This window comes from Streptacidiphilus sp. P02-A3a (assembly GCF_014084105.1).
GTDB lineage: Bacteria > Actinomycetota > Actinomycetes > Streptomycetales > Streptomycetaceae > Streptacidiphilus.
Map to the genome: position 1 here is coordinate 190,222 of NZ_CP048289.1, position 21,354 is coordinate 211,575.

The 21,354-nt window shown below is 71.6% G+C and carries 18 protein-coding genes, 2 tRNA genes and 1 pseudogene; 14 read left to right on the top strand and 7 right to left on the bottom strand.

The window, feature by feature from the left end; translation table 11 throughout:
* Positions 1-15: 15 nt before the first annotated feature.
* From GXP74_RS00875 to GXP74_RS00885, 3 genes are all read left to right on the top strand, one after another.
* Positions 16-1,056, top strand: coding sequence for a GNAT family N-acetyltransferase (locus GXP74_RS00875; protein WP_182449503.1), 1,041 nt, complete (start codon positions 16-18; stop codon positions 1,054-1,056).
* Between the two features lie 457 nt (positions 1,057-1,513).
* Positions 1,514-2,347 carry a glycoside hydrolase domain-containing protein gene (locus GXP74_RS00880; RefSeq protein ID WP_182449504.1) on the top strand — a complete coding sequence of 278 codons (834 nt, stop codon included), beginning with the start codon at positions 1,514-1,516 and terminating at the stop codon, positions 2,345-2,347.
* 147 nt (positions 2,348-2,494) lie between these two features.
* Complete coding sequence (locus tag GXP74_RS00885) at positions 2,495-4,159, top strand: long-chain fatty acid--CoA ligase (protein WP_182449505.1); 1,665 nt, start codon at positions 2,495-2,497, stop codon at positions 4,157-4,159.
* Between the two features lie 69 nt (positions 4,160-4,228).
* On the opposite strand, the gene GXP74_RS00890 is transcribed toward GXP74_RS00885, so the two are convergent.
* Positions 4,229-7,759 (bottom strand): PAS domain-containing protein, encoded by a 3,531-nt coding sequence (locus GXP74_RS00890; RefSeq protein WP_182449506.1) that lies wholly within the window; start codon positions 7,757-7,759, stop codon positions 4,229-4,231.
* A 224-nt stretch (positions 7,760-7,983) separates the two neighbouring features.
* On the opposite strand from GXP74_RS00890, the gene GXP74_RS00895 reads away from it, so the two are divergent.
* From GXP74_RS00895 to GXP74_RS00910, 4 genes are all read left to right on the top strand, one after another.
* Positions 7,984-8,074: transfer RNA gene (locus GXP74_RS00895), tRNA-Ser, on the top strand.
* Positions 8,075-8,239: 165 nt separating this feature from the next.
* The gene (locus GXP74_RS00900) at positions 8,240-9,514 is read left to right on the top strand and encodes an Ig-like domain-containing protein (RefSeq protein WP_370468357.1); all 1,275 of its coding nucleotides are present in this window, start codon (positions 8,240-8,242) and stop codon (positions 9,512-9,514) included.
* A 111-nt stretch (positions 9,515-9,625) separates the two neighbouring features.
* A tRNA-Arg gene (locus GXP74_RS00905) sits at positions 9,626-9,698 on the top strand.
* 258 nt (positions 9,699-9,956) lie between these two features.
* Positions 9,957-10,619: a Uma2 family endonuclease gene (locus tag GXP74_RS00910; protein WP_225447635.1), complete on the top strand. Its 663-nt coding sequence runs from the start codon at positions 9,957-9,959 to the stop codon at positions 10,617-10,619.
* Positions 10,620-10,779: 160 nt separating this feature from the next.
* Here GXP74_RS00910 and GXP74_RS00915 read toward each other — a convergent pair whose 3' ends face one another.
* Positions 10,780-11,445, bottom strand: coding sequence for a Uma2 family endonuclease (locus tag GXP74_RS00915; RefSeq protein ID WP_182449507.1), 666 nt, complete (start codon positions 11,443-11,445; stop codon positions 10,780-10,782).
* An 88-nt stretch (positions 11,446-11,533) separates the two neighbouring features.
* Positions 11,534-11,998 (bottom strand): annotated as a pseudogene (locus tag GXP74_RS00920) (class I SAM-dependent methyltransferase); the annotation flags it as partial.
* 186 nt (positions 11,999-12,184) lie between these two features.
* On the opposite strand from GXP74_RS00920, the gene GXP74_RS00925 reads away from it, so the two are divergent.
* The gene (locus tag GXP74_RS00925) at positions 12,185-12,820 is read left to right on the top strand and encodes a hypothetical protein (RefSeq protein WP_182449509.1); all 636 of its coding nucleotides are present in this window, start codon (positions 12,185-12,187) and stop codon (positions 12,818-12,820) included.
* 177 nt (positions 12,821-12,997) lie between these two features.
* Here the strand turns inward: GXP74_RS00925 and GXP74_RS00930 are convergent, their stop codons facing one another.
* Entirely contained in the window at positions 12,998-13,771 is a 774-nt protein-coding gene (locus GXP74_RS00930; RefSeq protein WP_182449510.1) for an SDR family oxidoreductase, read from the bottom strand.
* Positions 13,772-13,858: 87 nt separating this feature from the next.
* Between GXP74_RS00930 and GXP74_RS00935 the strand changes: the two genes are divergently transcribed.
* The 3 genes from GXP74_RS00935 (at position 13,859) to GXP74_RS00945 (ending at position 16,000) form a co-directional block, all read left to right on the top strand.
* The gene (locus GXP74_RS00935; RefSeq protein WP_182449511.1) at positions 13,859-14,476 is read left to right on the top strand and encodes a TetR/AcrR family transcriptional regulator; all 618 of its coding nucleotides are present in this window, start codon (positions 13,859-13,861) and stop codon (positions 14,474-14,476) included.
* 194 nt (positions 14,477-14,670) lie between these two features.
* Entirely contained in the window at positions 14,671-15,069 is a 399-nt protein-coding gene (locus tag GXP74_RS00940) for a hypothetical protein (protein ID WP_182449512.1), read from the top strand.
* A 382-nt stretch (positions 15,070-15,451) separates the two neighbouring features.
* Positions 15,452-16,000 (top strand): histone deacetylase, encoded by a 549-nt coding sequence (locus tag GXP74_RS00945; protein WP_225447636.1) that lies wholly within the window; start codon positions 15,452-15,454, stop codon positions 15,998-16,000.
* Positions 16,001-16,024: 24 nt separating this feature from the next.
* Here the strand turns inward: GXP74_RS00945 and GXP74_RS00950 are convergent, their stop codons facing one another.
* Complete coding sequence (locus GXP74_RS00950) at positions 16,025-16,459, bottom strand: hypothetical protein (protein WP_182449514.1); 435 nt, start codon at positions 16,457-16,459, stop codon at positions 16,025-16,027.
* 143 nt (positions 16,460-16,602) lie between these two features.
* Between GXP74_RS00950 and GXP74_RS00955 the strand changes: the two genes are divergently transcribed.
* The 3 genes from GXP74_RS00955 to mscL all read left to right on the top strand — a co-directional run bounded on the left by GXP74_RS00955 (position 16,603) and on the right by mscL (position 19,443).
* Positions 16,603-17,154 carry a MarR family winged helix-turn-helix transcriptional regulator gene (locus GXP74_RS00955; RefSeq protein WP_225447637.1) on the top strand — a complete coding sequence of 184 codons (552 nt, stop codon included), beginning with the start codon at positions 16,603-16,605 and terminating at the stop codon, positions 17,152-17,154.
* Positions 17,151-18,875: an MDR family MFS transporter gene (locus GXP74_RS00960; RefSeq protein WP_370468358.1), complete on the top strand. Its 1,725-nt coding sequence runs from the start codon at positions 17,151-17,153 to the stop codon at positions 18,873-18,875. The genes GXP74_RS00955 and GXP74_RS00960 overlap by 4 nt, the downstream gene beginning before the upstream one ends.
* 133 nt (positions 18,876-19,008) lie before the next feature.
* On the top strand, positions 19,009-19,443 hold the full coding sequence (mscL, locus tag GXP74_RS00965) for a large conductance mechanosensitive channel protein MscL (protein ID WP_370468359.1): 435 nt from the start codon (positions 19,009-19,011) through the stop codon (positions 19,441-19,443).
* Between the two features lie 73 nt (positions 19,444-19,516).
* Here the strand turns inward: mscL and GXP74_RS00970 are convergent, their stop codons facing one another.
* Positions 19,517-20,149, bottom strand: coding sequence for a uridine kinase (locus tag GXP74_RS00970; protein WP_182449515.1), 633 nt, complete (start codon positions 20,147-20,149; stop codon positions 19,517-19,519).
* A gap of 220 nt (positions 20,150-20,369) precedes the next feature.
* Complete coding sequence (locus GXP74_RS00975; protein WP_182449516.1) at positions 20,370-21,323, bottom strand: aldo/keto reductase; 954 nt, start codon at positions 21,321-21,323, stop codon at positions 20,370-20,372.
* Between the last annotated feature and the right edge of the window lie 31 nt (positions 21,324-21,354).

The following is a 21,354-nucleotide window of genomic DNA, read 5'->3' on the forward strand; positions in this document are numbered from 1 at the left end:
GCAGGATGGCATGCCATGACCTCTCCCCGCAGCTCGGCTGTCGACGAATACCACTGGCGTCCGATCACCGCCGCCGACCTGGATGCCTGGGTGGCGTTATTCGCCGCCGTCGAGGCCGTGGACCAGGAAGGGGAGCACGTCAGCGTGGAGCAGCTGGCCGAGTACCTGGATGATCCCCACATGGACTTCCCCCGGGGCACCGTGGCCGTGTTCGACAGTGCGGGCCTGATGGTCGCCTACTGCGGGCTGATGGCCCGCAGTTCGGCGGACCCGGAGCACCGGATCTGGCTGCAGGGCGCGGTGCATCCGGAGCACCGGGGCCGGGGGCTCGGCGGTGAACTGCTGAACTGGGCGAAGCGGGCGTCGGTACCGTTCCACGAGCAGCGCTTTCCGGGAAGGCCGATGAGCCTGTTCGCCCACTGCGCGGTCAAACTTCCGGCAGCGCTGGCGATGTTCGAACGTCATGGTTACCGGCAGACGCGCTGGTTCAACGGCATGGAGCTGGACCTGGCGAAGGACCTCGCGGAGGGTCTGCCGCAGGCCGGGCGTCCGGACGGTGTGGTCTTCGTCCCGTTCGGCCCGGAGCGCTCGGCGGACGCGCTGCGGGTGCGCAACGACTCCTTCCGGGACCACTGGGGGTCGACCGAGACCAGCCAGGAGGCCTGGACGCACCGGTTGACGTCCGCCGTCTTCCGGCCCGAGTTCACCTACCTGGCCTACGAGCAGGTCGGCGGGGCGCTCGGGGAGCCGCTGGCGCTGGTGCTCGCCGAGGAGTACGAGGCGCGCCAACGGGCCACCGGCAGGCGCGACCTGTACATCGCGCTGGTCGGCACCCGCCGTGGTGCGCGCGGACGGGGCCTGGCCACCGCGCTGCTGACCGAGATCCTGCGGCGGGCCCGCGCCGAGGGCTTCGACACCGCCTCGCTCGGTGTGGACTCCGACTCGCCCACCGGCTCCACCCGGGTGTACGCCCGGCTGGGCTTCCGGGTGACCGACACCACGGTCGCGCAGCTGCTTCCGGTGATCACCGGCACCGGGGAAGCCGAGACCAGTTGACGTTCTGTGGCCAATTCGGCTACCGGCCGTCATGAATTGGGCGTGGCTCATCATTTCAAATGGGTCATTAAGCCCATGATGGCATGTGCCTACTCCACGCAGAGCAGTCGCTGCCGCCACCTCGCTGATCATCACCCTCGCCTGCCTCGCCGCCGGCTCGGACCCCGCCACGGCCGTACAGCCGATGGCGCCGCCGCCGGGCGAGGCGCCGCCGACCGTCCGGGCGATGCCGGTGCTGGAGGGGTTCCAGGCCCTGTCGGTCCGTCAGAACCCGTGGCTCGGGCGGGTTCCACGGAAGTCGGCCACACCGAGGAAGCCCTGGCATTCGAATAGTGCTCGCACCTCGCACGCTGATCGGACGGCTCACAGCCCGAAGACCACGAACAGTGCTCATGGTGCGAACAGTGCGAAGATCGTGAATGCCGGGAAGGCGACGAAAGCCACGAAGGCGCTGCGGGTGCCGAATACCTCGAAGGCTCGGAAGAACCCCAAGAAGCCGAAGACGGCGACCCCGCCACCGGCCGCGCCCGCGCCGCAGGTCTTCACCGGCCAGGCCTTCGACACCTGCACCGCGCCCAGCCTGAACGCGCTCCAGGCCTGGTGGCACAGCTCGCCGTACGGCGCGGTCGGGATCTACATCGGTGGCCGGAACCGCGCCTGCGCCCAGCCCCGGCTCAACGCCGACTGGGTCCGCTCCGCGACCGGACTCGGCTGGGGGCTGCTGCCGCTGTACGTCGGCTCCCAAGCGCCGTGCCTGGCGCCCGGCATGTCCTCCGCCCGGATCGACCCGCGCCACGCGATCACCCTCGGCACCAGCGAGGGCCAGGACGCCGCCCGCGCCGCCACCGCCCTCGGGCTCGCCCCCAGCAGCCCGCTGTACCTGGACATGGAGGCGTACGACCGCGACGGCGCCCGGTGCAGCCTCGCCGTGCTCCAGTACACGGCCGCCTGGTCCCAGGCGGTCCGGGTGGCCGGGTACCTGTCCGGCTTCTACAGCAGCGCCGACGCGGGCATCGCCGACCTGGCCGCCGCCGCGCTGCACCGCTCGGCCCAGGCCTCCGCGCTGCCGGACGTGATCTGGTACGCCCGCTGGGACTCCCGCGCGGTCACCGACGGCTACCGGGCGCTGGCCCCTGGCGAGTGGGCCGACCACCGCCGGGTACACCAGTACCAGGGCAACGCGACCGAGCGGCACGGCGGGGTGACCCTGTGCATCGACCGGAACGCGGTCGACGCGCCGGTGGCGGTACTGCCGCCGCCCGCCGCCGGAATCGGTGCCGCCCGCCGCTGACGCCACACCCGGCCGATCCGCAATGTGGGGCGATCAACCTGGTCAGAGTGCTGACACAGACGGGCAAAGGAGACAGAATCTTCAGTCAGTCGTATTGCTACCCGGCAGTAGGCAGACCGTCGGACCGCCCGTCCTAGGAGGATCCAGGTGCTTAGCACGATGCAGGACGTCCCGCTCACCGTGGCCCGGATACTGGAGCACGGCGCGACCGTTCACGGCGCATCCACCGTGGCTACCTGGAACGGTGAGCGTGCTGTCTCGCGCACCTTCGCGGAGATCGGCGCCCGCGCCGCGCAGCTCGCGCACGCGCTGCGCGACGAGCTCGGCGTCACCGGGGACCAGCGCGTCGCCACCCTGATGTGGAACAACACCGAGCACCAGGAGGCCTACCTGGCCATCCCCTCCATGGGCGCGGTGCTGCACACGCTCAACCTGCGGCTGCCCGGGTCGCAGCTGGGGTTCATCATCAACCACGCCGCCGACCACGTGATCATCGCCAACGGCAGCGTGCTGCCGCTGCTCGCGCCGCTGCTGCCGCAGCTGAACCCGACGCTGCGGCACATCGTGGTCTCCGGACCCGGCGACCGCTCGCTGCTGGACGCCTTCCCCGGCACCGTCCACGAGTACGAGGAGCTGATCGCCGACCGGCCGACCAGCTTCCCCTTCCCGACCGACCTGGACGAGCGCAGCGCCGCCGCGCTCTGCTACACCTCCGGCACCACCGGCGACCCCAAGGGCGTGCTGTACAGCCACCGCTCGGTCTACCTGCACTGCCTCCAGGTGATCTCGGCGGAGAGCTTCAGCTTCACCACCAAGGAGAAGGCGCTGCCGGTGGTCCCGATGTTCCACGTCAACGCCTGGGGCATCCCGCACGCCGCGTTCATGGTCGGCACCTCGCTGCTGATGCCCGACCGGTTCCTCCAGCCGAAGCCGCTGGCGCAGATGATCACCGCCGAACGGCCGACCTTCAGCGCCGCCGTCCCCACCATCTGGACCGGCCTGCTGGACGAGCTGGACAGCGGCACCGGCGGCTACGACACCTCGTCGCTCACCCGCGTGGTGATCGGCGGCTCCGCGTGTCCGCCCGCGCTGATGACCGCGTTCCGGGACCGCTACGGCATCGAGGTGATCCACGCCTGGGGCATGACCGAGACCTCGCCGCTGGGCAGCGTCGCCCACCCGCCGACCGGGCTCACCCCCGAGCAGGAATGGCCCTACCGGCTGACCCAGGGCCGCTTCCCGGCGTCCGTGCAGGCCAGGGTGATCGGCCCGGACGGCACCGCGATGCCGCACGACGGCGTCGCCGAGGGCGAGATCGAGGTCCGCGGCCCGTGGATCGCCGCGGCCTACTACGGCGGCGCGGGCAACGAGCCCGACGCGGGCGACGGCAAGTTCAGCGAGGACGGCTGGCTGCGCACCGGCGACGTCGGCACGATCAGCGCGGACGGCTACCTGACCCTGACCGACCGGGCCAAGGACGTGATCAAGTCGGGCGGCGAGTGGATCTCCTCGGTCGCCCTGGAGAACGAGCTGATGGCGCACCCGGACGTGGCGGAGGCCGCCGTGGTCGCCGTCCCGGACGAGAAGTGGGGCGAGCGCCCCCTGGCCACCGTGGTGCTGCGCCCCGGCGCGCACACGGACGTCGCCCAGCTGCGCGAGTTCCTGGGCCAACGGGTGGCGTCCTGGCAGCTGCCGGAGCGCTGGGCGGTGATCGAGTCGGTGCCGAAGACCTCGGTCGGCAAGTTCGACAAGAAGGTCATCCGCGCCTCCTACGCGGACGGCGCCCTCGACGTCACCAGGATCACCAAGTAACCACACCCGCCGACGGGCGGCACCGGGCGGCGGCGGGTCCGCCGTCGCCCGGCAGCTGCCCGCCAGCGGTCAGTTGCCCAGGGCGCCGATCTTGCCCAGGAGGTCCACGATCCGGGCCTGTACCTCGCCGCTGGTGGAGCGCTCCGCGAGGAACAGCACGGTCTCGCCCGAGCGCAGGCCGTGCAGCTGCTCGGGGCCGTCGACCGAGGTGTAGACCACCAGCGGGGTCCGGTGCAGCCGGTCGTTGCCGCGCAGCCAGTCCACGATGCCCACCCGGCGGCGGCGGATCAGCATCAGATCCATCACCACCAGGTTCGGCTGGACGCTGCCCGCCTTCTCCACCGCGTCGTTCTCGCTGGTCGCGTGGACCACGTGCATGCCGCGCCGCTCCAGCGTCGCGGTGAACGCCGCCGCCACGTCCGGGTCCTGCTCGACCAGCAGCACCCGGGGCGCGTGCCGCTCACTGTCGCGCGGGGCCAGCGCCCGCAGCAGCACCGCCGGGTCCGCGCCGTACGCCGCCTCCGGCGTGGCCTGCCCCAGACCGGCGGTCACCAGTACCGGGACGCCGCCCTCCCCGGCCGCGGTACGCAGCGACTGGAGCGCGGTACGGGTGATCGGGCCGGTCAGCGGGTCGACGAAGAGCGCCGCCGGGGAGCCCGGCACCTGCGCCTCCACCTCCTCCCGGGAGCGGACGATCACCGGGTTGTAGCCCCGGTCCTGGAGCGCCTGGCGGGTCGACGGGTCCGGCTCCGGCCACACCAGCAGCCGCCGCGGACGGCCGTCGGGCAGCGGCGAGATCATCGTCGGGTAGTCGCCCTCGCCGATGAACTCCGGGTGCTGCTCGCCGCCCGTCGCCTGCCGCGGTCCGGCCGCCTCCCGTGGTCCCGGACCCTCCTGCGTGGCCCGGGGGCCGGGCAGGGCCGTGCCGGACGGCGGGGTGGCCGTCCCGACGGCGGCCGGTAGCGCGCGCGCGGCCGGGCCGAGCGCCTGGGCCAGGCCCATCACGCCGCTGCCGTTGCTGCCGTTGCTCGGCACCGGCACGCTGACCCCGGGCCCGAAACGACCGCCGAAGGGCTCCGCCGAACGCGACTGCGGCACGGTGGGCCCGGCCGGAACCGGCTCCAACTCGGCCGGGCCGATCGCGATCGGCCCCTGCCGGGCGGGCTGCTGCTGACCGTACTGCTCCCGCTGCTGTGCCTGTTGTGCCTGCTGTGCCTGCTGCTCCCGCTGCGAGCGCTCGTCGCCGCCGCGCGGACGGGCGGGCTCGATCGCGATCGGGCCGCTCCGCTCGCCCGCACCGGCGGACCCGCCGCCCGTGCTGTGCTGGCTGTCCTCGGCCGGAGGGATGGCAAGCCGTCGCCGCCGACCACTCGGTGACGGGCCGTCGACAGGTACCGGCGGGGCGTCGATCCGACTGCCGGCGGGCGGCAGCGCGTGCTCCAGGCCCGGGTACACCGGGCCGCCGATGAGCCCCGGGAAGCCGTTGGTGCCGGTACCGGGCCGCTGCACCGCGTGCGGGTCGGGACGCGCGTCCTTCGACAGCTGCACCCCGAACTGCTGCGCCTGCTCGAACTGCTGCGCCTGCTCGGCGAACTGCTGCGCCTGCTCGGCCTCGCGCGCCTCCTGGGCCTCCTGCCGGGCCTCCATCACCGCTCGCGGCGGCCGGACGACCTCGGGCGCGGGCAGCGCCCGCCGCCGCCGCGACCGGTCGATCCCCTCGGCCGGAGCCCCGGTCGGTCCGGCGGCGGCGGACCCCTCGGTCCCGCCCTCGGCCGCCGCTTCAGCCGACGTACCCGCCGACCCGGACGGACCCGAACCCGACGCCGGACCCGCACCCGAATCCGACCCCGACGCCGAACCCGACCCCGCGCCCGCCGCCTGGCCGTCCCCGGCCCGGTCCCGTTCGGCGTCCATCCCCGGCAGCTCCGGCAGCAGCGAGGTGTCCGTCTCCTTCGCCCGGTCCGCCTCCCGCGCGGCGGCAGCGGCCCGCTCGGCGGCCTCCCGCGCGGTCGCCGGGTCCAGCGGCAGCTCCACCACGTACGTCCGGCCCTGCTTGCCCGGCAGCTCGTGCGCCTGGAGCACGCCGCCGTGCCGCTCCACCATGCCCCGCGCCATCGGCAGGTGCACCGGGCTGCCGCCCGCGCTCGGCCCGCGCACCTCGATCCGCGCCACCGACCCGCGCTGCGCCGCAGCTATCATCACCGTCGGCTCCGCCGCGGGCGTCCCGGCCAGCCCGGAGGCCACGCCGACCGCCATCCCGTACAGGCCCCCCTTGCCCGGCTGCGCCTCGTCCGGGGTGACCGTGGCCACGTCCGCGATCAGATGCCCCAGCGCCTGCGCCAGCCGCTCCTGGTCCGCGATCACCTCGACCTCGGACGGGTGCACCGCGAACCGCACCCGGTCCTCGCCGATCAGCTCCGTCGCCGCCGCGACCGCCCGGTGCACGACCTTGTCCAGGCCCACCGGCTGCCGCTCCAGCTGCTCCTTACCGGCGTCCAGCGCGGCGTCGAAGCGCTGGTACGCCAGTACGCCCTCGACCAGCCGGGTGGTCTGCGAGCACTCGGCGGCCAGCCGCCGCAGCACCCAGTTCGCCTCCGGCCACAGCTGCCCGGCCGGGTCGGCCGCCAACCGGCCCAGGGTGTCCTGCAACCGGGACAGCGGCGCTTGCAGCTCGCCCTCCAGCAGCGCGGTCAGTTGCTCGTTGCGGGCCGCCAGGGCCAGGTACGCGGTGCGGTCGGTGAACGTCACGACCGCCCCGACCAGCTGGTCCCCGTCCCGTACCGGCGCGGTGGACAGCTCCGCGCTGACCGGACGCCCGTCCTTGCGCCACAGCGTCGCCGAGCGCACCCGGTGCTTGCGCCCGGAGGCGAGCGTGTCGGCCAGCGGCGACTCCTCGGGCGGCAGCAGCGTGCCGTCCGCACGGGAGTGCAGCACCAGCGGCAGCAGCTCCTGCCCGCCGAGTTCGCTCGCCCGGAAACCCAGGATGTGCGCGGCGGCCGGGTTGACCAGCACCACCTTGCCTTCCATGTCCACGCCGACCACGCCCTCGGCGGCGGCGCGCAGGATCATCTCGGTCTGCTTGTGCTGGCGGCGCAGCTCCGCCTCGACCTCAAGCCGCGCGGACAGGTCGCGGACCACGATCAGCAGCAGCTCGCGGTCTGACTGCGACGCGGAGGGCCGCCCGGAGCCGCCGTAGCCGTAGCGCGACACGCCGCCGTAGGAGTCGTACGAGGAGGAACTGCCGCGGAAGCCGTCCCGGCCCTCCGCCTCGTCCTCGAACTCGTTCCCGGCGACCTCGACCGGGAAGGAGGTCCCGTCGGTCCGGCGGGCGGTCATCCGGACCGGCTTGGTGTCGTCGTCCACCGCGTTCTCGGGGGAACGGGGGCGCATCGAGCCGGGGATCCGGCTGGGATCGAACTCCGGCAGCAGGTCGAGCACGCCCATGCCGACCAACGACGTGCCTGGAGCCTGGAGGCTGCGCACGGCGGCGGCGTTCGCGTCCACGACGGTGCCGTTGCTGTTCACCAGCAGCAATGCGTCCGGAAGGGCGTCGAGTATCGCTGCGAGGCGAGCAGTGCCTCGGGTCGGCCTGCTGCTCACGACGAGCCGTCCTCCCTTGCTGACTACGCTGCCGCAGCCGCCGGAACCTGCCACTGCGCCGGCGGGCTTCCCCCCGGGCGCGCCAGACAAGCACTATCCCATTGTTTTTGCCAGTCCGGCGACCCGCCTAGTAACGTAGTTACCGGTTAGCCGCAGCCCGCAGGACTGTGGCATCATCCATGCAAGCGGTCGCGAGCGCCACTCGGTGCGCGCGGTCGATGCAGGGAGGCTTCGCCTAGTCCGGTCTATGGCGCCGCACTGCTAATGCGGTTTGGGCCTTCAAGCCCATCGAGGGTTCAAATCCCTCAGCCTCCGCTCGTACAGGGACTCCTCGCTCCGGCGAGGGGTCCCTGTCCTGCTTTCGGGGCATCAGGGCTCACTGTCGCTTTTCGGGGTATCGGCAACCGTACGGCGGGCGTTCGCGTCGGTTTCTGCGGACGGGCTGAACCAAGGCACCGCACACGGCAAGGAGTGAAGTCGTTGACACGCACAGGTGAATCCGCCCGGCAGGACCAGACCGGTTCCCCTCGGGGTCGGCGACGGCGCTCCCGTGCGGCCACCGGCGCGGCGGCGGCCCTGGTTGCCCTGCTGCTGGCCGGTACCGCCGCCTGCTCCTCCTCCGGCCACGCGGCCGGCGGTTCCGCCTCCGGTGGCTCCTCCGCCTCCTCCGGCGGCGCCGCGGCGGCCACCATCTCGGTGACCCTGGCCAAGGACTCGGCCGGGAACGTCATCCCCGACCAGCCGGTGAAGATCGCGGTGCGGGGCGGCACCCTCGGCTCGGTCACCGTCGCCGACTCCAAGGGCGACCCGGTCCCCGGCACCCTCGACGCCACCGCCGGTACCTGGACCCCGAGCACCCCCTTCGCCGTCGGCGTCGCCTACACGCTGAGCGCCAGCGCCACCGCGACCGGCCAGACCGGCAAACCCACCACCGACCAGGTCCCGTTCACGGTGGAGACGCCGGGCAGCTCCAGCAGCATGCTGCTGGACTCGATCACCCCGGAGAAGGGCGCGGTGGTCGGCGTCGCGATGCCGGTCTCCGTCGTCTTCTCCAACCCGGTGGCCGACTCCGCCCGGGCCGTGGTGGAGAAGCAGCTGAAGGTCACCACCAGTGTCCCGGTCACCGGCGCCTGGCACTGGTTCAGCAGCACCCGGGTCGACTGGCGGCCGGAGAGCTACTGGAAGTCCGGCACCCAGGTCACGGTCGACGCCGACCTCGACGGTGTCAGCAACGGCAACGGGCGCATCGGGATACACGACTACGAGCACAAGTTCACCATCGGCAGCGACATCGAGGCCGTGGTGGACGCCCCCGCGCACACCATGAAGGTCACCGAGAACGGCCGACTGCTGCGCACCCTGGACGTGGACACCGGTGGCGCGGGCTTCCAGACCTGGGGCGGCACCATGGCGGTGATCGACAAGGAGTCCGAGGTGGAGATGACCTCGTGCAGCGTCGGCATCCAGTGCAACCCGAACGGGCCGAACTACTACGACCTGAAGCTCCCCTTCGACGTCCACCTGACCTTCTCCGGCACCTACGTGCACTACTCGTCCGGCGACCAGGACCCGGGCGACAGCAGCTCGCACGGCTGCGTCCACCTCTCCAAGCCCGACGCCGCGTGGTTCTACGGCATCGTCCAGGAGGGTGACCCGGTGACCGTCAACGGCGTCCCGAAGAACGCCGACCCCGACAACGGCTACGCCGACTTCAACCTCACCTGGTCCCAGTGGACCGCCCCCCAGTCCAGCTGACCCGCAGGTCAGCGCGCCGGTAAACCCGATTTCACCCCGGGCCGGTGCTCGTGTAATGTAGTTCTCGCAAGGCAGCGAGGCGAACAAAAACCGCCGAGCCACCAAGCGAAAGCGCTCATAGCTCAACGGATAGAGCACTTGACTACGGATCAAGAGGTTGCAGGTTCGAATCCTGCTGAGCGCACCGCAGGACAGAGGCCCTTTACCGGAAACGGTGAAGGGCCTCTGGCGTTGTCTGACGGCAGCGCTGACGGCAACGGCCTGCTGGGTCTCCGTCAGACGGCGGCCAACGTTGCGGCTGCCATTCTCCGCCCTGCGCCGGCTCGGCGGCAGGGTTCAGCGCGGAGCAGGACGGCGCCACGCTGGGGCAGTGCTTCACTGCCGCCCCGCTGTCAGGGGCCCCGCTACAGTGAAGCGGCAGGGAACAGGTGGGGAGGGCAGCATGTCGACCAACGCGGTCGATGGATCTGGAGAAGGCATCCCGGATCGGTTGACCTGGGACGAGCTCGAACGGTTGCCCGATGAGATCGCCGAGGCGATCGAGCTGTGGGACGGAAGGGTCACCTGGCTGCGGCGGCCTCCGCATGAGCATCAGCAGGTCAGTGCACTTATGTGGAGCGCACTGACTTCCAGTGCCAAGCAGAGGGCAACTGATCCGAAGGACGACGGCAAGAGGCCATGCTGGCAGGTCAGCATGGAGACAAATGTGTTCTTCTCCATGGACAAGAACAGCTTCCTCGCTCCGGACTTCCTGGTGCGCCGCTGCCTGGAGCGGGGGGCCGATACCTTCGCGGCTGATGTCTCACTGGTCGGCGAGGTGCTGTCGCGCTCCGATACGCCCTCGCGCCGCGAGTGGAAGATGACTCAGTACGCCGAGGCCGGTATTCCCTGGTACTGGGAGGTCGACCTCGACTCGGGCAACACCTGGGACGTCACCGCTGTGCGTGCTTACGAGCTGGCTCTCATCCAGACTGACGGCCTCAAGGTCAAGCCACTCCGTTCGGCGATGTACGCACTGGTCGGGGAGTGGAGTGCGGGCGATGTGGGGATCGATTTTCCCGAGCCGTTCCGCATTGGCATCTCCTGGGATGATCTGGCCCTCTGAGCCGCCCGCAGGCCCCTGGCGAGGGTCGGCCAAGCCCGCCCGCCCCTCCGCGGCGATGACGGCAGTCCTTACGGCAACGAGGGCATACGGAGCCAACCCGGAACGATCACCGGCGGCCATCGCGGCCAGGGCCTCTGGCGTTGTTGACGGCAAGGGCTGCTCAGGGAGCGAGGTCGTCCCAAGCGATGCGGATGTCGAAGGGGTGGGGGAAGACGATGTCGCCGTCGGCGGGGCGCCAGATGTCGACGAGTGCGTAGGAGACGGAACGCAGCGGCCTGACCGTGGCTGCCGGGTCGGCCATCGAACGTGTGACGCGCCCGTAGGCCAGTACCGCTGCGACGGCGGTCTTGTCGGGGCTCAGCTCGACCTCCCAGTACCAGGGGATCCCGGCCCTGGCGTACCGCTCCATCTTCCAGTCGCGTCGGCTGGGAGTGTCCGACCTGGACAGCACCTCACCGATGAGGACCACGTCCTCGGCCCGGGTGTACTCGTCGAGCGGTCGGCACCTGCAGATGAGGAAGTCGGGTGTGAGGAAGCTGGACTGGTCGGCGGTGAAGAACACGTTGGTCTCCACGTCCACCTCCCAGCAGTGCTTTGCACAGGGCGCACCGGCAGCACCCATGGCCACGCGTGCGCTCGCCTCCATCGCGTTTCGTACGCGGACCATGAATCGCTGGTGGGATTTGGCGGGGCGCCGCATCCAGACGGGCCTGCCGTCCCAGAGCTCGATGTCCCGGGCGATCTCCTCAGGGAGTTCAGCCAGCTCGTCCCAGTTCATGAACTCGGGGAGGTCGAACCCCGATGGCCCTGGCACGGTTGCCGACATGGCGTCCTCCGTCTGCTGCGTTGCGCTTCCGTCCAAGGTAGCCGAGCGCGGGGTGCCGGGCTGCGACGTGATCACTGGTTCTTGACCGTCAGTAGCTGCGTTCCTGGAACGGCCGCTTGTCGGTGGGCTTCGGCGGGCACAGCACCCGGGCGGTCTCGCTCACGTCGGCATCGCGCAGCAGCCCCGCCAGGTGGTCCGGGGACCAGCGGCGGGCCGGGGCCACCGAGTGGTCGAAGGGCTGCCAGGGGGTCGCGGGGTCGTCGGTGGCGAAGCAGCTGAGCAGCAGTGGGGCGCCGGGAGCCAGGATCCGGGCGAACTCCGCGAGCACGGTCGGGAGCTCCTGCGGGGGGGGATGGATGATGGAGGACCGCGAGAGCACCCCGCCCAGCGCCCCGTCCGCGATGTCCAGCGCGGCCATCGAGCCCAGCTCGAACCGCACTCCCGGGTGGGCCTGCTGAGCCAGCCTGATCATGGCGGGTGACGCGTCGACACCGAAGGCGCGCAGTCCCAACCGCCCTAGATGAGCCGTGACATGCCCGGGCCCGCAGCCCCAGGTCAAGGCGGTGCCCGAAGCTACGGGTCAAGAGGTCGCAGGTTCGAGTCCTGCTGAGCGCACAGTACGAAGGCCCCCGGGCCTGGAGGTTGACTCCAGGGGCGGGGGTTTTCTCGTTGGCCAGTTGGGCACCCCGTAGCCGAACGCCGGGAACTGCTCCGGCCCGAGCCGGGGATCGATGACGCCATGGACGCGCGGACGCGGCACTCCGAGGACGAGGACGACGGCGAGGACGACGGCGAGACGGCGCTGCGGAGCGGGCGGGAACTGCTCGCGGACGGTGACCGGGACGCGGCCGAGGGACGCTTCGAGGAGGCGTTCGGGCTCGGCGCGGCCGGTGCGCCCTGGCGGATCGCGCATGTGTACCTCGACGCGGGTGATGCCCGCACCGCCGCCTGGATGCGGCGGGCAGCGGCCTCGCTGAGCCGGCCCGGGGGCATCACCGTCGACGCCGACACCCTGCCGATCACCACCGGACGCGTCGAGGACTTCGAGTACCCGGAGGGCCAGGTCTGGTGTGTCGCCGTCACCGACTGCGACCCGCTCGCCGCCGCCACCGCGCTCAGGGCCGCCGAACCCGCACTGGGCCAGGCCACGGAGGACGGCCGGGTGCCGTCCGCGGAGGAGATCGCGTCGGCGCCCTACTACGCGAACCGGGTCTGGATCGACGAGGCGGCGCTGACGGTCGGTCTGGACGCCAAGGACGCCGCCATGCCGATGCTGGCACGCGTGGTCCTGACCGTCCTCGTCGAGGAACTGCGACGCGCCGGGGTCACCCGGGCCCGCCTGTACACCCCCGCCGGTGCCCGCCCCCGGCCCTGACCCCGGCAGGGCCGACGGCGAGTCGGTGCTCGCCGGTGCCATCCGTGGAGCCCGCGAGGAGGTGGGCGTCAGCCTGAGGGAGAGCGACCTCGCATTCGTCCACGTCGCTCACCACCGCAACCGCGAGCCGCACACGTGCCCGGGAGCCCGCCGCTGGACACTCTCGCGGAGGGCGGCTCATAGCCCGGAGCCGCCTGTCGCGTCGATCACGCGGCCGGTCACCCAGCGTGCGTCGTCGGAGGCGAGGAAGCCCACGATGTCAGCCACGTCCTCCGGCTGCCCGACTCGACCCAGTGCGGCCAGCGACGCCGCGTGGGCTTCGGCCTGCGGATTGCCGCGCAGCCAGCTGGCGTTGACGTCCGTGTCGATGATGCCGGGCGCCACCGAGTTCACCGTGATGCCTCGGGGACCCAGCTCCTTGGCGAGGTTGAGGGTGAAGGTGTCGAGTGCGCCCTTGGTGGCGCTGTAGGCGATGATCTCCGGCATGGCGAGGCGAGCCGCGCCGCTGGAGATGTTGATGATCCGCCCACCGTCGCGCAGCCGCGAGAGCCCTTGCTGCACGATGAAGAACGGTGCGCGGACATTCACCGCGAAGACCTCGTCGAAGGCGTCCTCGGTCAGCGACGCCAGATCGGAGCTGCGACCGATACCGGCGTTGTTGACGATGATGTCGACGCCTCCGCCCGGCGAGTACTGGGCGATACGGGTGTCGAAGGCGGCCCACAGGGAGGCCGCGTCACCGTGCCGTCCCAGCTCCGCGTGCAGGGCGAAGGCCCGGCCGCCGTCCTCGCGGATGCGTTCGACGACCTCGTTGGCCGCCGACTCGTCGCGGGCGTAGCCGACGGCGACGGTGGCGCCGTCCCGGCCCAGACGGTGCGCGATGGCCCGACCGATGCCCCGGCCGGCACCGGTGACCAGGGCGATCTTTCCCTCACGTGTGCTTCTTCCCATGGCTGTTGACCCCTCCCGTATTTGTTGGCTGATCACTCAACTATGAAGCTAGCACGCTTTCTTGAGCGGTCACTCTAAAATGGAGGGATGACTGAGACACCAGCGAGGCGAGGGCGGCCGAGGACGTTCGACCGCGCCGTGGCACTGACCACCGCCACCCGACTGTTCTGGGAGCGCGGCTACGGAGCCACCTCCGTGGGCGAGCTGACCGAGGCGATGGGCATCAGGCCCGGCAGCCTGTACGCGGCCTTCGGCGACAAGAGGTCTCTGTTCGAGGAGGTGGTGCGCGACTACGGGCGCTCGCCCGTGGGCGCCTTCGTCGGCATCGCCCTTGAGGAGGAAGCCACCGCCCACGGTGCCTTCGTGCGCATCCTGCGTGAGGCGGCCGTCACCTATTCCGACCCCACCCACCCGGCGGGCTGCCTGACGATCAGCGCGGCCACCAACGTCACCCCGCAGGACGCCGAGGTGGCGGCCTTCCTGCGCGACCTGCGCAACGCGAACCTGGCGGCTTTCGAAGCCCGCCTGCGGAGCGCGCAACGGGACGGCGAGCTCTCCGGCGCAGCCAACCCCCGGGCGCTGGCGGCGTACTTCGCCGCGGTCATCCAGGGCATGTCCCAGCGCGCCCGCGACGGGGCCGCAGCGGACGAGCTGACCGAAACCGCCGAACTGGCCCTGGTCGCCTGGCCCGGCGCACGCCCCTGATCGGGGCCCGGTCCGCGCTCGTGGGCAGCGGGCCGATGAGTTTCCGGTCGGGGAAATTCGTGTGGAACCGGTGGGCGGGGAGTGACGTCTCCTTGATTGCACAGCGCGGGCACAGCCGCGCGGGGCGTTTGGCCGGGGGGATTGTCTGACCGGCGGCGCATTCGTGTACATCTGATCAAGTGAGGGGTTCTGCCATGCGTTTCTCCGCTCGTTTCACCCGTATCGCCACCGCGGGCGCCCTGGCCGTCGGGCTCGGCCTGGGCACGGCCGGGATGGCCGCCGCCGCGGTCCCCACCGCGAGCGTCCAGCGGGCCGCCGTGCACGCCTCCATCAGCGCGCACGCCAACCACTCGTCCGTGGGCGCGTGGCAGCAGGTGGTCATCTCCGGCAGCACCGCGCACCTCAAGGCCGGTACCCGGCTGACGCTTCAGCAGCTGCACGGCCGCAGCTGGGTCTCGCTCCCGGCCGTCACCACGGTCACCCGCAGCGGCGCCTTCTCGATCCGTGCCGAGCTGGGCCTGAAGGGCGCCGAGCAGCTGCGCCTCGTCGGCGGCGGTGCCGTCTCCAACACCCTCACGGTGACGGTGCGCTGAACCGGTGCGGAGACAGTTCCCGCGGTTCTTTCCGCTCCGGGGCGCCAGTGGGGAAAGGCAGTGGGGATATCCGCTGGAATGGGTCCGGCGTGGTTCGGTGCGATGCGCACGGTGCCAGGTCGGGCCCATTTCCCATGGGCGCGGAAAGAGCGGACGGCCGCCCGCGGAATGCCTTTTCCGTGCCTCGTGGTGATGTACTGTCAGGTCGGCGGCGCGGCAGGCGGTGGAGGGTGATGTGGGCGGGGTCGGTCCGGGGGGAGGGCGGTGGGTCTGGTACGCCGCCTACGGGTCGAATATGTGTGCGGCGCGGATGGCCTGCTATGTGCGCGGTGGGCGGCCGGTGGGTGGGGCGCGGGTGTATCCGGGGTGCCGGGACCGGCGGTTGCCGGAGCGGGCGGTGGGGGTGGTGCTGCCCGGGCGGCTGTACTTCGCCGGGGAGTCGGCGGTGTGGGGCGGGGGCATGGGGTTCTACGACCCGCTCGACGCTGGGTGGATGCCGGCCCGGGCGTACCTGGTGACGGTGTCGCAGTTCGCCGACATCGCCGCCCAGGAGATGCACCGGGAGACGGGGCCCGAGCCGGGGCCCGAGACGGAGCCCGAGACGGGGCTCGATCTGCGGGCGGTACTCGCCGAGGGGCGGGCGGTGCTGGGGCCGGGGCGGTACGAGACCCTGGTCAGCCCGGGCACGCTGGCGGGGCGGCCGGTGCTGACCTTCACCGCGTCCGGGCGCAGCGCCGGGGCCGCGCTCGCCCGCCCCTCCGCCGGGTACCTGCGGCAGCTGGCGGCGGGACTGGGGGAGGGGCAGGGCTGGGACGTGGACCGGGCCGCCGGGTACCTGGCGTCCCGGCCGGGCGCGCGCGGCGCCTGGACGGCGGCGGAGCTCGCCGCCGCCCTCCAGGGGGACGCGGGCGGCGACGGGCTCGGCTGGTGACGTGGAGCCGCGGCGGGACGGGGGTCAGGCGGGGGGCGGGGGCGGGTCCTCCAGGCCGTCGATGGTCAGGTCGGACAGTTCCACCTGGTACCAGACCTGGGTGTGCTGGCCGCCGGCCCAGTTCTCGGTGAGGATCACCGTGGTGTGCCCGGCGCCGCTGCCGCCGTACTGCGTCGACCAGCTGACCGGCGTGTTCTGCGCCCGGAAGACCGGGTCGGCGTTGTGGGTCTGCTGGTACTGGTCCAGCTGCTGGTTGAGCTGGGCGGTCAGGAACTCATTGCGGACGTCGACCGGGGTCTGGTCCTGGTTCTGGCCGTTCACGGCGGTCAGGTACTGGCTGAAGAACGCGTCGACCTGAAGCTGGCCCCGGCTCGGCGGGTCGGCCTGCGCGGGGGTGGCGTAGAGGCCGCTGAGGGCGAGGAAGGAGACCGCGGCGATGGCGGTTCGTGTACGCAACATGGGCCCAGTCTGTCCCGCTCCGGTGACGATCCGTGGCAGGCTCGCCACGCTCGGTGCGGCTGCGGTATTCGGTGGGGGTCGAGAAGAGTGTGAGCTACAGTTACTTGCTGGGAACAAGCAACTGAGTAGAGGGGGTCGCGGCGATGTCCGAGCCGGAGCCCGCAGGGCCCGCCGAAGCACCGGCGGAGGCGGTGGAGGCCGCGGTCGCGGCCACCGCCATGGGTGACGAGATGACGCGGTTCATCCGGCTGGTCAACGCGACCAAGCACCGGTTGCGGGACGTCCCGGGCGGCGGCGACCGGATCCTGCTCGGGCGGCTGGTGCACGAGGGCCCGCGCCGGGCCACCGACCTGGCCGCCGAGACCTTCCTCGACCTCTCGACGGTCAGCCGCCAGGTCAAGTGCCTGATCGACCGGGGCCTGGTCGAGCGCAGGCCCGATCCGGAGGACCGCCGGGGCGCCCTGCTGTCGGCCACCGACGCCGGGGCCGAGGCGTACCAGCACCACCGGAGCCAGCGCAACGAGCACCTGGCCCGGATCTTCGACGCCTGGCCGCCGGAGGACCGCCACCAGCTGGTCCGACTGTTCGGGCGCTTCAACGACGACCTGGCAGAGCACTACCACCAGCTGTTCGACGGGCATCCGGGGGCCATCCCCTCGTCGGCGGCAGCTGCACAGCAAGGAGACGACGAGTGAGCGGCACGTCCACGGCACCACCCATATCAACCTCTGCCGGTTTGAGCCACCGGCAGATCCTGACCATCCTCAGCGGCCTGATGATGGGTATGTTCCTGGCCTCGCTCGACCAGACCATCGTCAGTACCGCGATCCGCACCATCTCCGACGACCTGCACGGGCTGAGCGAGCAGGCCTGGGCGACGACCGCCTACCTGATCACCTCGACCATCTCGACGCCGCTCTACGGCAAGCTGTCCGACCTCTACGGACGCAAGCCCTTCTTCCTCGCGGCGATCACCATCTTCATCACCGGCTCGGCCGCCTGCACCTTCTCCACCTCGATGATCGAGCTGGCCGCGTTCCGCGCGTTCCAGGGCATCGGCGCCGGTGGGCTGATGTCGCTGGCGCTGGCGATCATCGGTGACATCGTGCCGCCGCGCGAGCGGGCCAAGTACCAGGGCTACATCCTCGCGGTGTTCGCCACCTCCAGCGTCCTCGGGCCGCTCGTCGGCGGCTTCCTGGCCGGGCAGAACACCATCCTCGGCATCGCCGGCTGGCGCTGGGTGTTCCTGGTGAACGTCCCGATCGGCGTCGTCGCGCTGTTCGTCGTGGCCAAGGTGCTGAACGTGCCGCACAACCGCCGCGAGCACCGGATCGACTGGTGGGGCGCGGTCACCATCGCCGTCGGCGTGGTCCCGCTGTTGCTGGTGGCCGAGCAGGGTCAGAGCTGGGGTTGGACCTCGCTCCGGTCACTGGCCTGCTTCGCGATCGGCATCATCGGGGTGATCGCCTGGATCCTGATCGAGCGGCGGATGGGCGACGACGCGCTGATCCCGATGCGGCTGTTCGGCAACAAGGTCTTCAGCCGCACCAGCCTGCTGTCGGTGCTGGTCGGCGCGGGCATGTTCGGCGGGATGCTGATGATCCCGCAGTACCTGCAGATCGTGAAGGGCGCCAGCCCGACCAAGTCGGGGCTGCTGATGCTGCCGCTGATGCTCGGCATGATGACGGCGTCGATCGCCACCGGGCAGCTGATCGCCCGCACCGGACGCTACAAGATCTTCCCGATGATCGGCACCGCGCTGATGACGATCGCCATGGTGCTGTTCCAGCTGGAGGTCCAGTGGAACACGCCGCTGCTGGAGACCATGGCGTACATGCTGCTGCTCGGCGTCGGACTGGGCTTCACCATGCAGACGCTGACGCTGGCGGTGCAGAACGCCGTCCCGGCGCGGGACATGGGCGTGGCCACGGCCTCGGCCACCTTCTTCCGGCAGCTGGGCGCGACCGCCGGTACCGCGATCTTCCTGTCGGTGCTGTTCAGCAACGTCGGCAGCAAGATCCAGTCGGCGTTCACCAGCGCCGCGAAGACCCCCGCGTTCCAGGCGGCGGTGCACGACCCGAGCGTGATGGCGAACCCGGCCAACCAGCCGGTGGTGGAGATGCTGAAGCACCCGGGCGCGAGCGGCGGCGGCTCGACGGCGGTGCTCAACGACTCGTCCTTCATCCAGAAGCTGACCGGCGTCTTCGCGGATCCGTTCAAGCAGGGCTTCGCGGACTCCATGCACACGGTCTTCATGCTCGGCGGGATCGTCACCGCCGTGGCCTTCGTCCTGGTGTTCTTCATCAAGGAGGTGCCGCTGCGCAAGGTCTCGGCGATGCAGGCCCGGGCGCAGGACGCGGCGGCCAAGGAGGAGCGGGTCGAGGCCGCGTGGGTTCCGGAGGAGCCCAGTATCTGAGAGACCCGGATTCCGGATTCGAACACCAACCAATGGCCCTGCACCCCCAGCAGGGCCATTGGCATGTTCGAACGCGGTGCTGGGATGGTGTTGCCGCGCCGGTCCGGGCGCTTGAGAGTCTGGAGAGAACATCGTGAAAGGTTTCCGCAGTTTCCTGCTGCGTGGGAACGTCGTCGACCTCGCCGTCGGTATCGTCGTCGGTGCGGCCTTCACTGCCGTCGTCAACGGCTTCGTCAAGGACTTCCTGACCCCGATCATCGGGCTGCTCGGCGGGGGCACGAGCAACTTCAGCACCGGCTCCTTCAAGGTCCATGGCCAGACCTTCAACTACGGCGACTTCATCGGCGACGCGATCAGTTTCGTCATGGTCGCCGCCGTGGTCTACTTCTGCGTGGTGCTGCCGATCAACACCCTGCACGCGCGCTTCATGCCGAAGCAGGAGCCGCTGGCCAGCACCAAGGACTGCCCCGAGTGCCTGAGCGAGGTGCCGATCGCGGCCACCCGCTGCGCCTTCTGCACGGTGGAGCTGGCGCCCCGGCAGGGCGTGCCGCAGCAGGTCGGTTCCTGAAGTCAGCCGGTCAGCGGTCAGCCGGTCAGCCGGTCAATGAGTCAGCCGGTCAGCCAGCCAGCCGGTCAGCCGGTCAGTCGACGACCAGTGCCGGGCGGCGCGGGTCGTCGGCGCGGACGACCAGGTCGGCGGCCTCGGCTGGGCGGGCCTCGTCCTGGTAGCGGGCGAAGGCGGGCAGCGTCCACTGCTGCTCGGCGGGGGTCCGCCGGGCCAGCGCGGCCGGGCTGAGGTGCAGGTGGACGGTCAGGTCCAGCGGGAACCAGCGGCCGAGCAGCAGCGGCCCGTCCAGCACCAGGACCCCGCCGGGCGGCAGCGCCACCGGCGCGGTCCGCAGCGCGCGGTCCGCCCGCGCGTCCCGGAGCGCGGGCAGGACCAGGCCGCTGCCGCCGGGCTCCAGCGGGTCGAAGACCTCGCGGAACAGGGCATTGGCGTCCAGCCAGCCGTCGTAGTAGGCGTCCGGGTCCTGGTGGCCGTACTCCAGCCGCAGCGAGGCGGGGCGCAGGAACGAGTCCGCGCTGATCCGCAGCGCTGGGCGGCCGAGCAGGCGCAGCCGCTCGGCCACGGCGTCGGCGAGCTCCGCTGGGTGCGCGGCGGGGGCGCCGTCCACGGCCAGCCGCAGTCGTCCGCCCTCGGGCGCGGGCAGCCGGGCGGCCCGCTCGGTGACGGTGTCGGCAAGCGCCTCGAAGCTGAGCGGGCGGACCTGCACGGGCGGGGCTCCTGGTTGCTGACGTCCGGCCCCGGCCGGGGCGCGCGCCGGGCGGCTGCTCGGCGGCGACGGGCGGGGGCCGGACCTCGGGACGGGCGGTGACGGGGACGCTCAGGATGCCAGGACCCTGAGGGTCCGGACAGCCCGGTCACCCGCCGAGACGTCGGCCGACCGGGCGAAGCGGGGCGGCGGCCGACCGGGCGAAGCGGGCCGCCGGGCGTCAGGCGGAGGCGGCGGTGAGCTGGGCCAGCTCGGCGTCGGTGAGCTTCAGCTCGGCCAGGGCGACCAGGGCCGGCAGCTGCTCGACGGTACGGGCGCTGGCGATCGGCGCGGCGACCGTCGGCTGGGCGGCCAGCCAGGCCAGGGCCACGGTGGCGACCTCGGCGTCGTGGTTCGCGGCGACGCTGTCCAGGGCCTCCAGCACCTTGAGTCCGCGCTCGGTCTCCAGGTGCTTGCCCGCGCCCTGGGCCCGGGGGCTGTCCACGGCCGGGCCGCCCGGCCGGTACTTGCCGGTGAGGAAGCCCGCCGCCAGTCCGTAGTAGGGGACGGCGGACAGCCCGAAGCGGGTGGCCACCTCGGCCAGTTCACCCTCGTAGGTGTCCCGGGAGACCAGGTTGTACTGCGGTTGCAGCGCGACGTACGCGGCCAGCCCCTCGCGCTGGGCGAACTCCAGCGAGGCGGTCAGCCGGGCCGGGGAGATGTTGGACGCGGCGACCTGGCGCACCTTGCCCGCGCGGACCAGTGCGTCCAGCGCGGTGACGATCTCCTCGACCGGCGTGCTCTCGTCGTCGAAGTGGGTGTAGAGCAGGTCGATCCGGTCGGTGCCGAGGCGGCGCAGCGACTCCTCGGTGGCGGCGGCGATGGTGGCCGCCTTCAGGCCCTTGTACTCGGGGTGCGCGCCGACCTTGGTGGCGACCACCACGGCGTCGCGGTTGCCGCGCGCGGCGAGCCACCGGCCGAGGACGGTCTCCGACTCACCGCCCTTGTTGCCCGGCGCCCAGGCGGAGTAGACGTCGGCGGTGTCGACGAAGTTGCCGCCGGCCGCCGTGAAGGCGTCGAGCACGGTGAAGGAGGTGGCCTCGTCGGCGGTCCAGCCGAAGACGTTGCCGCCGAGGGCGAGCGGGAAGACGGTGAGGTCGCTGGAGCCCAGGCGGGACTCGGGGGAGGAGGTCATGATCCAGACCAACAGCGGAGGGCGGGGAGGT

Coding starts and splice junctions, on each gene's coding strand:
- GXP74_RS00975 (WP_182449516.1), bottom strand. CDS start 21,323: ATGACCTCCTCCCCCGAGTCCCGCCTGGGCTCCAGCGACCTCACCGTC.
- GXP74_RS00915 (WP_182449507.1), bottom strand. CDS start 11,445: ATGTCGGCAACCGTGCCAGGGCCATCGGGGTTCGACCTCCCCGAGTTC.
- GXP74_RS00925 (WP_182449509.1), top strand. CDS start 12,185: ATGGACGCGCGGACGCGGCACTCCGAGGACGAGGACGACGGCGAGGAC.
- GXP74_RS00875 (WP_182449503.1), top strand. CDS start 16: ATGACCTCTCCCCGCAGCTCGGCTGTCGACGAATACCACTGGCGTCCG.
- GXP74_RS00955 (WP_225447637.1), top strand. CDS start 16,603: ATGTCCGAGCCGGAGCCCGCAGGGCCCGCCGAAGCACCGGCGGAGGCG.
- GXP74_RS00930 (WP_182449510.1), bottom strand. CDS start 13,771: ATGGGAAGAAGCACACGTGAGGGAAAGATCGCCCTGGTCACCGGTGCC.
- GXP74_RS00935 (WP_182449511.1), top strand. CDS start 13,859: ATGACTGAGACACCAGCGAGGCGAGGGCGGCCGAGGACGTTCGACCGC.
- GXP74_RS00940 (WP_182449512.1), top strand. CDS start 14,671: ATGCGTTTCTCCGCTCGTTTCACCCGTATCGCCACCGCGGGCGCCCTG.
- GXP74_RS00950 (WP_182449514.1), bottom strand. CDS start 16,459: ATGTTGCGTACACGAACCGCCATCGCCGCGGTCTCCTTCCTCGCCCTC.
- GXP74_RS00910 (WP_225447635.1), top strand. CDS start 9,957: ATGTCGACCAACGCGGTCGATGGATCTGGAGAAGGCATCCCGGATCGG.